The 14591-nt window shown below is 36.5% G+C and carries 12 protein-coding genes and 2 tRNA genes; 9 read left to right on the forward strand and 5 right to left on the reverse strand.

The features are described from left to right. Positions 1-364 precede the first annotated feature (364 nt). The 8 genes from HMPREF2660_RS11095 (at position 365) to HMPREF2660_RS02365 (ending at position 5082) form a co-directional block, all read left to right on the forward strand. On the forward strand, positions 365-547 hold the full coding sequence (locus tag HMPREF2660_RS11095) for a type I phosphoribosyltransferase (RefSeq protein ID WP_255356398.1): 183 nt from the start codon (positions 365-367) through the stop codon (positions 545-547). Positions 548-782: 235 nt separating this feature from the next. Beyond that, positions 783-853: transfer RNA gene (locus HMPREF2660_RS02335), tRNA-Gln, on the forward strand. A gap of 30 nt (positions 854-883) precedes the next feature. After that, a tRNA-Gln gene (locus tag HMPREF2660_RS02340) sits at positions 884-954 on the forward strand. Between the two features lie 68 nt (positions 955-1022). Beyond that, positions 1023-1562 carry an RNA polymerase sigma factor gene (locus tag HMPREF2660_RS02345; RefSeq protein WP_070485509.1) on the forward strand — a complete coding sequence of 180 codons (540 nt, stop codon included), beginning with the start codon at positions 1023-1025 and terminating at the stop codon, positions 1560-1562. Positions 1563-1624: 62 nt separating this feature from the next. Next, on the forward strand, positions 1625-2224 hold the full coding sequence (locus HMPREF2660_RS02350; RefSeq protein ID WP_083299044.1) for a C40 family peptidase: 600 nt from the start codon (positions 1625-1627) through the stop codon (positions 2222-2224). A gap of 102 nt (positions 2225-2326) precedes the next feature. Continuing rightward, entirely contained in the window at positions 2327-4075 is a 1749-nt protein-coding gene (locus HMPREF2660_RS02355; protein WP_141743534.1) for a BamA/TamA family outer membrane protein, read from the forward strand. 39 nt (positions 4076-4114) lie between these two features. Next, positions 4115-4585 carry a hypothetical protein gene (locus tag HMPREF2660_RS10945; protein WP_070485511.1) on the forward strand — a complete coding sequence of 157 codons (471 nt, stop codon included), beginning with the start codon at positions 4115-4117 and terminating at the stop codon, positions 4583-4585. Positions 4586-4671: 86 nt separating this feature from the next. Continuing rightward, positions 4672-5082 carry a c-type cytochrome gene (locus HMPREF2660_RS02365; protein WP_070485512.1) on the forward strand — a complete coding sequence of 137 codons (411 nt, stop codon included), beginning with the start codon at positions 4672-4674 and terminating at the stop codon, positions 5080-5082. 108 nt (positions 5083-5190) lie between these two features. Here HMPREF2660_RS02365 and aspS read toward each other — a convergent pair whose 3' ends face one another. Beyond that, entirely contained in the window at positions 5191-6960 is a 1770-nt protein-coding gene (gene aspS / locus HMPREF2660_RS02370; protein WP_070485513.1) for an aspartate--tRNA ligase, read from the reverse strand. A gap of 80 nt (positions 6961-7040) precedes the next feature. Further along, positions 7041-8963: an amino acid permease gene (locus HMPREF2660_RS02375; RefSeq protein WP_070485514.1), complete on the reverse strand. Its 1923-nt coding sequence runs from the start codon at positions 8961-8963 to the stop codon at positions 7041-7043. A gap of 118 nt (positions 8964-9081) precedes the next feature. Here HMPREF2660_RS02375 and HMPREF2660_RS02380 point away from each other — a divergent pair, with 118 nt between their 5' ends. Beyond that, complete coding sequence (locus tag HMPREF2660_RS02380; RefSeq protein WP_013598758.1) at positions 9082-10089, forward strand: M28 family peptidase; 1008 nt, start codon at positions 9082-9084, stop codon at positions 10087-10089. Between the two features lie 198 nt (positions 10090-10287). Here HMPREF2660_RS02380 and pepE read toward each other — a convergent pair whose 3' ends face one another. The 3 genes from pepE to HMPREF2660_RS02395 all read right to left on the reverse strand — a co-directional run bounded on the left by pepE (position 10288) and on the right by HMPREF2660_RS02395 (position 14573). Continuing rightward, the gene (pepE, locus tag HMPREF2660_RS02385) at positions 10288-11007 is read right to left on the reverse strand and encodes a dipeptidase PepE (protein ID WP_013598759.1); all 720 of its coding nucleotides are present in this window, start codon (positions 11005-11007) and stop codon (positions 10288-10290) included. Between the two features lie 212 nt (positions 11008-11219). Then, entirely contained in the window at positions 11220-11789 is a 570-nt protein-coding gene (locus HMPREF2660_RS02390; protein WP_013598760.1) for a PhnA domain-containing protein, read from the reverse strand. 33 nt (positions 11790-11822) lie between these two features. Further along, entirely contained in the window at positions 11823-14573 is a 2751-nt protein-coding gene (locus tag HMPREF2660_RS02395) for an efflux RND transporter permease subunit (RefSeq protein ID WP_070485530.1), read from the reverse strand. Positions 14574-14591: the final 18 nt, after the last annotated feature.

The raw sequence follows: 14591 nt of genomic DNA on the forward strand, positions 1-14591 counted from the left end.
AGATAATCATACAAATTCTCAAAGTACGGATATTATTCGACGCTGAAGGCTTTGATGGAGGAATCCTCAAGGTAGATAGTTTTATCAATCATCAAATCGATCAATTGCTTATGCAGTCGATCGGCAAGAGTTTTCTAAACGCTTTTCCTGTCTTACTATTAATAAAATTCTCACGATTGAGGCAAGCGGAATTGCACCAGCAATAATGTTGGGAGCATTACTAAGCGTGCCAGTAGTATTTGAAAAAAAAAGTGCAACCAAAAACGATGAATACTTTTTATTCTACTCAAGTTTATTCTTCTACAAAAGATAGAACCTATGCTGTTTGTGTTAGTAAACCTTTTCTTACAAAAAAAAAGACAAAGTGGTGTTTATTGACGATTTTTTGGCCAACGGGCATCCCGCTTTTGGGGTGAAAAATCTTATCGAACAGGCTGGTGCAGAATTGTTAGGAATGGGTTTTGTGATCGAAAAATCTTTCCAAAAAGGAAGAGCATGCTTGCTAGAAGAAGATTCATTGGTAGAATCTTTGGTTAGAATACAATAACTCTCTGCCAATGAAATTCTCTTCGAGGAGGAATAAACCAATATAAAAAGGAGAAAAGTTATCTTTGGATGAAGAAGAAAAATGTTAAAGTATTCTTAAAGTATAAAATAATAATTTTTTTTTAAAATTCATTATCAGTTGTTTAAAGAAGATTGATTAACTAAAACCAAAAATGTTTTCATTTTAGTTTTGGTGAATAAAAAAACCTTCCTATATTTGCACTGCAAAAAGACAAAGACCCATGGTGTAACGGTAGCACACCGGTTTTTGGTGCCGTTTGTCGGGGTTCGAATCCCTGTGGGTCTACAAATTGTCTTTTTTGCACTACTAACTTGCAGACCCATGGTGTAACGGTAGCACACCGGTTTTTGGTGCCGTTTGTCGGGGTTCGAATCCCTGTGGGTCTACAAAAATCCTTTCCAAAAAGAGATGGAAAGGATTTTTTGTTTTTAAAACTCTTTCATATATTTAGATTATGAATTTGGTAGAGGTAATCGCTGAGGCGAAGAAAGGCAAAAATGTTGCTCAAAATACCCTAATGGATACTTTTTGGCTTCCTGTATATCGTTATGTGGAAGGAAAAATAAGAAATGGTGAAGAGGCAGAAGACATCACAATCGAGACATTTACCAAGGCTTTTAATAAATTAAAACTCTATAATCCGGATTTTGATTTTTTGACTTGGTTGATTTCTATCGCACACAATACGATGATTGATTATATTCGTCGCTCTCCAAAATTGAATATTTCACTCGATGATGAAGCCTTTTCGCAGCATCAATACATTGTAGAAGAAAACCCAACACCAGAAGAATATCTAATTCTTCAGCAGAAAAATGATGAATTGTTGGCAGAAATAGAAAAATTACCAATTCATTATCAGAAAGTTATTCAGCTAAGGTATTTAGAAGATAAAACTTATAAAGAAATTGCAGAAGAATTGCAGCTGACCTTAGCCAATGTAAAAGTTAGAATTTTACGAGCAAGACAATTGTTGTGGGAGCAATTGCGATAACATGCAGTGTGATTTGAATACGAAAACAAGTGAGCAGTCGTTTATAAAAAAAGATCATAGATATGAAGTTGTATTTATTGCGTTTTTTTTGGTTAAGTTTATTCAGTAGCATTTTGTTTTCGTGTAGTACAAATCGAATAGCCAATGTACGAAAGTCTCCCACTAAAATAAGAACGGTCTATGATTCTAAAAAAGCAAACGATCAGTATAGAACAGAGACGCTGATTAATGCCGAATCAATTGTTTTGTACGAAGTTCCGGACCAGGATCTCGATCGTTCAACTGTAGAAATACAATCGTTGGTAATCGCAGCAAGCCAATATCTTGGTACGCCTTATAAATATGGAGGTTTAGACATAACGGGTATGGATTGTTCGGGCTTGGTATTGCGATCCTTCGAAGCGATTGAACAGAAAATGCCTCGTATTTCTCGGGAACAAGCTAATAAAGGAAAAGAAATAAAGTTAACCGAAATCAAGATTGGCGATTTATTATTTTTCAATACATCGGGCAATTCTATTACCCATGTTGGGATAGTAGAAAGTGTAAAAGATGGAATAGTATATTTTATTCATGCCTCTACAACCAGAGGGGTAATGGTGTCTTCTTTAGCCGAAAATTATTGGAGTCGTAGATTTGTAAAAGCAACACGTATGTTGTAACTTCATCGAATGGTATATTTTCGGATATTTTTATTGATTATTTTTTTGTTTTTCGGTAATTTTCTTATCGCGCAAGATAATCTTCTTATCCAGAAAGATACTATGGTTCAACCTTTGAAACCAAAAAAATGGAAAGATAAAAAAGCGATAAAAACTCTTCGGAAATGGTTAATAAAAAAAGATACTGATACTCGTGCTAGAACAGACTCACTGGCTTTGTTCTCAGAGTATAGAGAATATCAGAACATTCCCATACGCAACATTTATATTCAATCGAACGACCCTTTTGGGTATGATGTGAATGATTCTCTTACAAAACCTCAGAAAAAAATAGAACGGATAGGCAATACTTTGCATGGCAAGACTAAAGAGTCCATTATTAATGATTATCTTTTATTTAAAGAAGGAGATAAGTTTGATTCTCTAAAAGTTAGAGAGTCCGAACGTCTTTTACGTAAAACTTATGTAATTCGTCGTATAAAAATCACAGCAAAACATGTCAATGATGGTGAGGCAGTAGATGTATATGTACGTACAGTAGATTCTTGGAGTATGATTGTGAGTGGCTCAGTCTCTACATCGAAGATTGGTTTACGTTTGCGAGAAAGAAATTTTTTGGGTGTAGGACATTATTTCGATAATCGTATAAAATATGACTTCGAAGACAAAAAATACCGTTATACAGGTCGATATCACATCCCGAATATCTATAAAACTTACATAAGTTTTGATGGAGTTTATCATAAAGATTATGAAAAATATTTTACTAAAGGAATATCATTTCAACGCAAGTTTTTCTCACCTCTCACTCGCTGGGCTGGAGGAATAACATTGAGTACACAATATTTTAGAGAAAACTTAGACTTTTCGGAAGTTCTCGACGATAAAAAACATTCTTTTGATTTCACCAATCAAGATTATTGGGGAGGGTATGCTTTTCGTATTGCTTCTGAACATGGTGCTTATGGTAAAATAACAAATCTAATTTTGTCTGCACGATACAATATCCGCACCTACGAAGATTCACCCGATGGTAATTACGATCCTGATGATTTTTTTGCAAGCCACAAACTCCTGATCGCAGGTGTAGGTATTACCTCTAGAGGTTATTATAAAGATCAGTTTATTTTTAAAGTTGCCCAGGATGAAGATATTCCAATAGGACGATCTTTGATGATAAATGTGGGCAATGAACATAAAAATGACCGGAATAGACTTTATTTAGGTGCAAAATATACCTCGGGTAATAAATATTCATTTGGCTATCTAGGCGCAACAGTCGAATACGGGACCTATCTTGGTAACGGTAATCTAGAACAGTCTGTATTGTCTATGCAATCACTCTTTTATACCAACTTGTATCATGCTGGTAGTTGGCATTTTCGCCATTTTTTGCGAAGTGTTTTCATGTACGGATACAATCGTTTCGACACTCAGGGTGATTTACTTTCTTTGCACAATGATGATTATTTAGGGATGGTCGGCTTCAATTCTGAAAATTTATTTGGTACACAAAAACTTATTTTCTCTATTCAATCGCAGGCTTATTCTCCATGGAGTGTTTTAGGATTTAGAATGTCGCCTTTTTCCAATATTACTCTAGGAATGTTGAATGATAATAAAAAATTCGTTCTTCAAAATAAACTTTACCCTAGCTTTAGTTTAGGAGTCTTGCTTACCAATGATTTTTTGGTTTTTGGGAACATACAATTATCGATCACCTATTTTCCTAGGACGCCTGGCAAAGAAAATAATAGAATCCTATTCAATACATTGCAAAATTATGATTTAGGTCAATTAAATTATGAAATTGGTCGTCCAGAAACAGTGAAGTGGAATAAATGGTACTGAATTTGTTAGGAGTTTTATCAAACCTCCAACAATCTTAAAATGAAACTACTATTTGTAAATTTTATGTTCCTTGCAACACTCGTTGTATATGCCCAAAAGAAACCTCAAAATCTAGAAAATAAACAAACAGTAATTCCGACGAAGGAGCAAAGACTTACTAATAATCAGCCAACCTTATCTTATCATTGGCAAAATTTAGTTGGCAAAAAACTATCATTTGCCATCCATACACTACCAGACAATTTCCCAGGTTTTGATTATTTATATGTTCGTAAAGATCAAAAAAATATTTATGCACCAAATCAGTTAAATAAAACTTCACCAAATGAATTGATGAATAAAACCTTTAAAGTACTGAGAGTAGAAGAAAACTTTCGTAATAAGCAAAGTGAAATTTGTATACTACTATTTATAGAGAATTTGTCGCCTTCTAATTATCTAGGTAAACAATTTTATTATATCTATAATCCGAACGACAAGCAACCATTTTTGTTTACAATCATTCAATAGTTATTTATATCAGATATAAATAAAAAGCATGCTATCGGGCGAAAAGAATTTTATTGTAAATTCATAATGAAAAAAACGCAAATCTCATGAAAAAAACACAAATCAAAACGCTATTTGGTTTGCTATTCGCTCTGATTCTTGTTGTATCGTGTAGCTCGAATGCCTTAGGCAAGGTAGACAAAGGGAGGGAATTAGCAAGTAATAATCCAGGCTGGAAAAACCTAAAAGTTTTACCCAAAACAATCTCAGAAGAAGAGTTGAAAGGCATGATGAAAAATTTCAATACATCTTTAGGAGTTAAATGTAATTTTTGTCATGCATCTAATGCAGAGGGAGAATTAGATTTTGCATCAGACGCAGTGAAAAATAAAGAAATTGCCAGAGGAATGTTAAATATGACTTTCGAATTGAATAAAAAATACTTTGGAGTTTCTTTAGACAAAGATGCGCCAAAAGTTACTTGTTTTACTTGTCATCAAGGAAAAAAACATCCATAATCGCGACGAGCGTCTCAATCATATTTCTATTTATGGTATGAATAATCTATAAATTATAAAAAAATCCTGCTCAGAGAACAGGATTTTTTATGTTTTTTTATTTTTCAACTACTTTGGCTCATCTGTAGAAGGCAAATCAATTTTTATGGACAATTCCTCTAATTGTGCTTCATCTATTTTTGCAGGCGCATCGATCATCACATCTCGACCCGAATTGTTTTTGGGGAATGCAATATAATCGCGTATTGTTTCCGAGCCATCTAAAATAGATACCAAACGATCAAAACCAAAAGCCAAACCTCCATGCGGTGGCGCACCATATTTGAAGGCATTCATCAAAAATCCGAATTGTGCTTCGGCTTGTTCTGGTGAGAATCCGAGAAGTTCGAACATTTCGGCCTGTAACTTGCGATCGAAAATACGGATAGATCCTCCGCCAATTTCATTGCCATTCAATACCAAGTCATAAGCATTTGCTCGTACTTCGCCCGGATTTGTTTTGATCAAATCATAATCTTCTACTTTTGGTGAAGTGAATGGATGATGCATCGCATAATAGCGTTGAGTTTCATCGTCCCATTCTAATAGCGGGAAATCTACTACCCAAAGAGGTGCAAATTCATCTGGCTTACGAAGACCTAAGCGTTCACCAATCTCCATTCGTAGAGCCGAAAGCTGTCCACGTACTTTGTCGCCTTTGCCAGACATAATAAGCAAAAGATCGCCAGGTTTGGCATTCATGCGTTTTGCCCAAGCGGCTAAATCGTCTTCGGTGAAGAATTTATCAACCGATGATTTATACGTTCCGTCTTCGTTGCATCGAACCCAAATAAGACCAGAAGCACCTATTTGTGGTCGTTTTACCCAATCGATAAGTTTATCTATATCTTTGCGGGTATAGGAATTGCATTGTTCTGCCGCAATCCCAACCACCAATTCTTGATCGTCGAACACAGAAAAACCTTTGCCTTGAGCCAGGTCTGTAATCTCGGCAAACTCCATCCCAAAACGAATATCAGGCTTGTCGTTTCCGTAACGTTTCATGGCTTCGGCATAGGTCATTCTAGGGAACTGTTCGAAGTCTAAATTTTTGAAGGTCTTAAGCAGGTGTTTGGTCAAGCCTTCGAATACTTCTATTATATCTTCTTGTTCTACAAACGACATTTCGCAGTCGATCTGAGTGAATTCTGGCTGTCTATCGGCGCGTAAATCTTCGTCGCGGAAACATTTTACGATTTGGAAATATTTGTCCAGTCCTCCTACCATTAACAATTGTTTGAAGGTTTGCGGAGATTGAGGTAAAGCATAAAATTGACCAGGGTTCATACGAGATGGAACCACGAAATCGCGTGCTCCTTCTGGGGTAGATTTAATCAGGACAGGAGTTTCTACTTCTACAAAATCTTGTGCATCAAGATATTTTCTTACTTCTTGTGCGACCTTCGAACGGAAGATTAATTTATCTTTTACAGGATTTCTACGAATATCCAAATAGCGATATTTCATGCGTAAATCTTCACCACCATCAGTTTGGTCTTCTATCGTAAAAGGAGGAAGTGCAGATTCATTAAGAATCTTTATCTCTTCTGCCAGGATTTCTATTTCACCGGTTGCAAGTTGTGGATTCTTCGCTGTACGTTCGATAACTGTTCCCGTTACCTGAATAACATATTCACGACCCAAAAGACGAGCGGTCTCAAAAAGTTCTGTTGACGAACGATCTTCATCCAAAATTATTTGGGTAATTCCGTAACGATCGCGCAAATCGATCCATAACATAAAACCTTTATCGCGTAGGGTCGCTACCCAGCCACTTAGCGTAACTTTTTCGTTGATATTGGCTTGTGTCAGTTGTCCACAAGTATGCGTTCTAAACATGTGTCTTTCTATTTATGGTGCAAAGGTAAAGTATAGATTGAAAATAAAGAAGCAAATAATCTGCTTTTCGATAGGATTTATTATTGAATTAGATTCTTTTCTTTTTTTAATTTGCTATGTCGGTAACCATATCCAAAATAAATCGCCAATCCTATAAAGAGCCAACATAAGAAAATAAGCCAATTTTTGATGCCTAATTGTGCCATCATATAAAAACAACAAAGCATTCCCGCTAGTGGAATCATAGAAGTCTTATAAAAGTATGAGCGTATAAACATCCCAAAGAAAATTAATATAAAAAGATACATAGGGATTTTGTGTTTGAAAACATCCCAGCCAACTTCTAATTTTTTTTGTTCATCGATCGGTAACTTATCGAGAAGGTCTGCATATTGTGTAGGTGTAAGATTTTTGAGGTAATGATCGAGATGTGCAACAGCTTGTCCATGGTTTTGATCTTCGATAAATCTTTGGGTGTCTTGCAACTCTTTTGGGTTAAGGGATTGAATGAGTGATTCTATAGGCATCGGTTCTGGTTGTAAAGTAAAAAAAGCTTTGGTTTCTTTTTCGAAGGTTGTCAAACATAACACAACGATAAGAAGCGTGAGAATAGGCATTACCCAACGCGCATCGATAAACGGTGTACGGAAACTTCCTCTTTTCATTTGTGGATTGGTATCTAGACGGATTACGGCAGCACAAACCAAAACAAAAGCAAAAAGTGTCCCGATGGAACAAGCATCCACTACAAACTCTAGATCGGTAAACAAAATGGGTATCCCAACCACAAAACCTGTAAAAATAGTTGCGTAGGAAGGTGTTTTGTATTTCGGGTGAATATTCGAAAATCGTTTCGGAAGTAAGCCATCTCTAGACATGGTCATCCAAATTCTTGGTTGCCCAATTTGGAACACGATAAAAACACTTGCCATTGCAATAACAGCCGAAATAGAAATTATCCCTGCCAACCATTGCAAATCTTCTATCTGCTCGAAAACATACGCCAAAGGATCGCCAACATTTAGTTCAGAATAATGAACCAACCCTGTTATTACCAATGCAATCAAAATGTATAAAATAGTACAGATTATGATGGATAAGAAGATACCACGTGGTAAATCTTTTTTCGGATTTACACATTCTTCTGCTGTTGTACTGATGGCATCAAAACCTATATAAGCGAAGAAAACCGAACTGACACCGGCCAAAACTCCGCTAATTCCGTTGGGTGCAAAAGGACTCCAATTCTCGGGCGAGACATAGAAAAATCCTACCAATATGACCAATAAAACTACAGCTATTTTCAGGAATACCATGGCATTGCTCATTTTTCGTGTCTCGTTTATCCCTCTAAATACCAAAGCTGTAATTAGAAAAGTAATGACCAAAGCTGGAATATCAAGAACTAAATTAAATCCGATTTTAGGAGCGTTTTCGAAGGCTAAATACTTGGCTATATCTTGTGCGTATGGGGTGCTTTTCAATCCTTCTAAAGTAAAACCTTTTGCCAATTCGTTACTGATGAGTGCATGTCCGTCGCGAGCTGTAAAGTAATCCATCGTCATCCATTCTGGTAAATGAATTCCCATGCCAGAGAGAAATGTAGTAAAGTAATCACTCCAAGAAATTGCTAAAACAATATTTCCAATGGCATATTCCATAATCAAAGCCCAACCAATCACCCAGGCGAATAATTCACCAAAAGCTACATAACTATACGTGTAGGCACTCCCAGAAACAGGAACCAACGAGGCAAATTCTGCATAGGCAAATGCAGTAAACCCACAAGCTAAAGCAGTAAATAGAAAAAGAAAAACAACTGCTGGACCACCTTCATAGCTCGCTCGTCCGATGGTGCTGAAAATTCCGGCACCGATAATTGCAGCGATTCCGAAACCAACCAAATCTTTGGTTCGTAGGGTTCTTTTTAGATGATGATTGCTGTCTTGCGATTCGGCTAGTATTTTTTCTACAGATTTTTTTCTGAATAACTGTGATCCCATATGTATAGATTATTTACATTTATCAGGATTTATCAACCGATGGTTATCAAATCCCAAAAAACAATTACTTTTACATTTCTTATTTAGTTATGAATAAATTTAATCAAAAATTAGAATAATGAAACATTTCATGCTATCAATTGTGGTGTCGATAAGTTTTTTATCGTGTAATCCTATCCAAAAGCTGAATAATCCGAACACGATAGAAAAATTCACTCAACAAGTAAGCGAAACCGAACTGAAGAAACAATTATTTATTTTGGCAGGAGACCAAATGCAAGGGCGCAATGCAGGCACAGAAGGCGAGCGATTGGCCGCCGATCATATAGTTTCGTATTACAAAAATTTAGGGATTTCTTCGGTAAAAGGAACTGATAAACCTTATTTTCAGACTATTCCAGCCAAAACCTTTAATCGTGTAGAAGGTGAAATGCGTAATATTTTAGCTTTTATTCCTGGAACCGAAAAAGCGGACGAAGTTTTGGTTTTATCGGCTCATTACGATCATGAAGGGGTGAAAAATGGGCTAATATACAACGGTGCAGATGATAACGGCTCTGGAACGGTTGCGGTGATGGAAATTGCGCGCGTCATGAAAATGGCTTATGATAAAGGAGTAGGACCTAAAAGGTCGATCCTTTTTTTACATGTTTCTGGAGAAGAAAAAGGTTTATTAGGATCGAAATATTATACCGATCATCCCATTTTCCCGTTGGATAAGACCATTGCTAACATTAATATTGATATGATTGGTCGTGTAGACAACGAGCATTTGCAACAAGAGAATTTTGTCTATGTAATTGGATCTAATATGTTGAGTTCTGATTTGGATAAAAAAGTACGAGAAGCCACACAATACAGTTCTATTGTTTTGGATGAAAAATACAATACCAAAGACGATCCAAATAGATTCTATTACCGATCTGATCACTACAATTTTGCAAAGTATCAGATTCCGTCGGTTTTTTATTTTAATGGTGTCCATGAAGATTATCACCAACCTAGCGATACTCCCGATAAGATAAATTACCCAATTCTTACACAGCGTACGAAACTAATTTTTGCTACAGTTTGGTTATTGGCTAATGCAGACAATAGACCAGTTGTAGATATAATATCCGACTAAACAATTAAACATCAATAGTAAATAAATCCCTTTCATGAGAAAATGAAAGGGATTTATTGTTTCAATTATCTTTACATTTTAGAAGGAATTATTTTCATTGCATGCAACCCTAATTGATATTTATTTTATATAATTAGTATATACTTTATCAACTTTTTATTAGGAGAGTAAGAATGAATTTTAGAGATTAAAAAATATTTATTGCAATAAACTACTCATTCTCATTCCGCTTTCGATGATTCTTTCCTTGTTTTTTCTGCTAAACCAAACTGCGTTTTCTGATCCTTTTAGCGTGATTTCTCCCTCCAAAATCTCCAACCAAGAACCTTCTTTTAGACCAAGAACAGCTATGTCATTCTGTATCAAAAATTCGGCAATTCGCTGCTCTCTCGTTTCTCCTTTGTGTGTAGAATTTGGGTCGGCTTCTAGGTAATGCGGATTTAGGTTGAAAGGTAATATTTTCAGCGCCTCGAAACTTGGTGGATAAACGATTGGCATATCGTTCGTTGTCCCGATTGTTTGTCCGGTCAAATTACTGCCTGCACTTGTCCCGATATAAGGTGTTCCCGATAGAATGGCTTCTCGTAAAGTTGTCATCAGGTCCAACTCGTATAAGGTTTTCAGGAGTAAGAATGTGTTTCCTCCACCCACAAAAATAGTTTTGGCATCTCGGATTGCTTCTTTCTTATTTTCAAATTCGTGTATGCCTCGAACTTTAATTTCATGTGCTTGCAAGGCATTTTTCACTTTTTCGGTATAATCGTCATAATTAATGCCAGAAGGTTGTGCGAAAGGGATGAAAATTAACTCATCGGTTTGGGTAAAATCTTTTATTTCTTCTCGGATATACTCTAAAAAATCACTTCCATAAATTGTACTTGTGCTTATAATAAGCGCTTTGACTTCTTTATTGATCATCGTTTTTTTATTTGTAGGATAATATAAACACAAAAATACACACCTTCAAGCTTTCGACCTTATCTCTTTGTTATTTCTTTTACGGTTGGGTAATATCTGGTAGGATGATATACAATACATTCACAAAGTATGATTTTATCCTACCAATCGAAAACAAAAAATCCTACTCGACAAATAGGTAGGATTTTATAAGGTTTCGCGTGTTATTATGTTTATTGTTTTTTTACAAATTTGGTCAGAATTACTATTGTTTGTCCATCAACTTTCCCCTCAATTTGTTCGTGGTTATCGTGCACCAAACGAATATTGCGCACTGCTGTTCCTATTTTAGCATTGAGAGAAGAGCCTTTCACATCCAAATCTTTGATTAGGGTTACAGTATCGCCAGCAACCAAAATATTTCCATTGACATCTTTGTGCAATTCGGCTGCATCATCTTTTACGGCTTTTGCCCATTCGAGTGTATCCTCGTCTAAGTACAACATGTCCAATGCATCGGCAGCCCACGCTTCGTTGTTCATGCGTTGCAGCAGTCGGTAAGCAACAACTTGTACGGCAGGAACTTCGCTCCACATACTGGTAGGTAAATACTTTTCCCAAAATTGTGGATCCAAATCGGCTCGTTTTTCTAATTGCGCTTTGCATACTTCTGCAATGTAAATGCAACGATTAGGATCGTTTGTCGCATTTGGTTGAACTTCGAATACGCTAAGTTCCTCGGTAAGGCCCGTAAGTTCGCAGCTGTTATTGCTACGTTGTTTCAATTGTTCTTCAAGCTTCATAGAGACATTTTTTGCAAATATACTGAATTCTTTTTAGGCTTCTATTTCCTTGGGTGAACGTTCCTTGTACATCCAATAATAAGCAATTGGTAGGATGGTAAAGGATAGGAATAAACAACAAATCAATCCGCCGACAATCATGATGGCTAAAGGTTTCTGAATCTCAGATCCCATACCGGTCGAAAGTGCTGCTGGTAAAAGGCCCATTGATCCCATAAGAGCAATCATCACAACCAGACGAATTCTACTTTTTACTCCTTCTTCTATGGCTTGTTTTAGTGGAATTTTATGTCTTCGGTTTTCACTAATCATACCAATAAGAACAATCCCGTCAATAGTTGCAACTCCGAACAAGATAATGAATCCGATTCCAGCTGAGATTCCGAAAATTGTACCGGTTATCCAAAGCGATAAAAATCCACCGATAAACGCAAACGGAAGAGTAAGCGCCGCAACGGCTGTATCTTTTACATTTCCGAAATTAGAGTACAACAAAAGCATAATCAAAACCAACGAAACCGGAATGACCAATGCGAGTTGTTTGGCGGCACGTTCTTTACATTCGAATTCCCCAGCCCATTCCATATGGTTTTCTTTAGGTAGATGAACTTCCTTGGCAACAACTTGTTTGGCTTCGTCTATGGTGCTTCTGCTTCCTAAATCGCGTCCTTCGATACTAAAACCTACGCCGATATAGCGACTGTTGCCTTCTCGGTAAATAAACGCAGGCCCTGTTTGGTAACCAATACTGCCAATCTCTTGCAAAGGAATATTTTGCCCATTACTGGTTGGGATAAGAATATTTCCTATTTTTTCGGGAGTATCTCGGTATTCTTTGTTGAAGCGAAGAACGACATCAAATTGGCGATCGCCTTCGTAGAACATAGTAGCGGATTGGCCACCGATTGTCATTTCTATCACTGCTTGTACATCGGCAGTTTGAATGCCATATTTGCCCATTTTCGAGTCGTGAAGTTGAATTTTGAGTTCAGGTAAACCGATATTTTTATAAACATTGATATCGGTAATTCCGTCAACTTTTTCGATGGCTGCTGCAACTTGATTGGCATATTTTTCTAAGTCGTATAAATCATCTCCAAAAATTTTGATAACCAAAGCACTTTTCACGCCAGCAACATATTCTTCTACGTTATCTTGAATCGGTTGACTAAAACCAAAATTGATTCCAGGATAATGATCGAGTTGCGTACGCATTTCTTGGATTATGGTTTCTTTAGGAACTTTTCTTTCCCAATCTTTTTCGTCTTTTAGTTGGACATTGAATTCAATATTGAAAAAACCTGTAGGGTCGGTTCCGTCATTTGGTCGTCCGGTTTGCGTCAGAACAAAATCTATTTCGGGAATGGTTTTCATCAACTTTTCTTTCATTTCTTTGGTCAATCTTATCGATTCATCCAAACTAATACTATTCGGTAAAGTTGCCCGAACGTAAATTGCTCCTTCGTTGAGTTTTGGTAGGAATTCTGATCCGTAATGAGAGAATTTTACAAAACAAATTGTGAGGATTCCTAAAAATATTGCAATTGTCGTTTTTTTGTATTTGAAGGTAACTTGAAACAAATTATAAATATTTCTCTGAAAAAATCGGGTAATAAAGTTTTCTTTTTCTTCGATGTTTTTCGTGAAAAGAAGTTTACACATTGCCGGAACATACGTTAAACTCAAAATCAATGAACCTAAAAGGGCATAACTTAACGTAAAGGCTAACGGACTAAACATTTTTCCTTCTACTTTCTGAAAAGAGAAAATAGGTAATAAGGCTACGATGAGGATGATGAGGACAAAAAAGATGTACGAAGCAACACTACCAGCACTTTTTTTGATGAGTCCGTGTTTATTCATTCGGGCAAATCTTTCGGGTCCTATTTTGTGAGATTGTGCGGCTAAGGCAACAAAAACAGTTTCTACAATTACCAAAGTTCCTTCGAGTAATAGTCCGAAATCGAGTGATCCCATCGAAATTAAATTCGCTGGTAATCCTTGAATTTTCAGCATGATAATAGCGAATAAAAACGATAATGGAATTACAGATGCAACAATGAAGGTTGATTTCCAATTATACAAGAAAATAAAGACGATGAGCGAAACCAAAAGAATTCCTTCGATCAAGTTTTTAGAAACAGTCCTTACCGTATTATCGACCAAGGTTGTACGGTCTACAACGGTTTCTATGGTTGTATTTTCGGGTAAATGACGTTCGTTTAGGATGTTGATTTTTTCTTCACTACCAAAACTTACGACATCAGCAACGCCCGGAACCGAAAGTAATTCGCGTTCGATTACCCAATCTTGCAAAGCTGTAACTTCTTTTAGTGGGAGGTCACTTTTGATAATGTATCGAAAAATTTCACCGGTTGCACCCGAAGGTGGCTCAATTTCGCTGTTTACACCTTCAGGCAAATCAACGTCGTTTAATTTATTCGACACATATTGTTGCGCATAGAAATCATCTACATTATCTTCGAACTGAACCGTCACCACTGAAAGTCCGAAAAGAGAAATCGAACGAATATTCGATTTGTGTGGGATGCTGTTCATTTCTTTAGAAATCGGTAGAGTAACCAATTTTTCCATTTCTTCTGCACTTCGACCAGGCCATTGTATAATGATTCTTGCTCGCGTATTGGTTACATCTGGGAAAGCTTCTATTGGCGTGTGTTTAAGCGCATAAATACCTCCGAACAATAACACAAAAACCCCAAACATCACCAAGGTTGTGTGTCGTAGCGAGAAAGTAACGATGTTTTGAACAAACTTTTGCATGAAATATTGGTTTATTTG

The organism is Weeksella sp. HMSC059D05 (assembly GCF_001809725.1).
Lineage (GTDB): Bacteria > Bacteroidota > Bacteroidia > Flavobacteriales > Weeksellaceae > Weeksella > Weeksella virosa.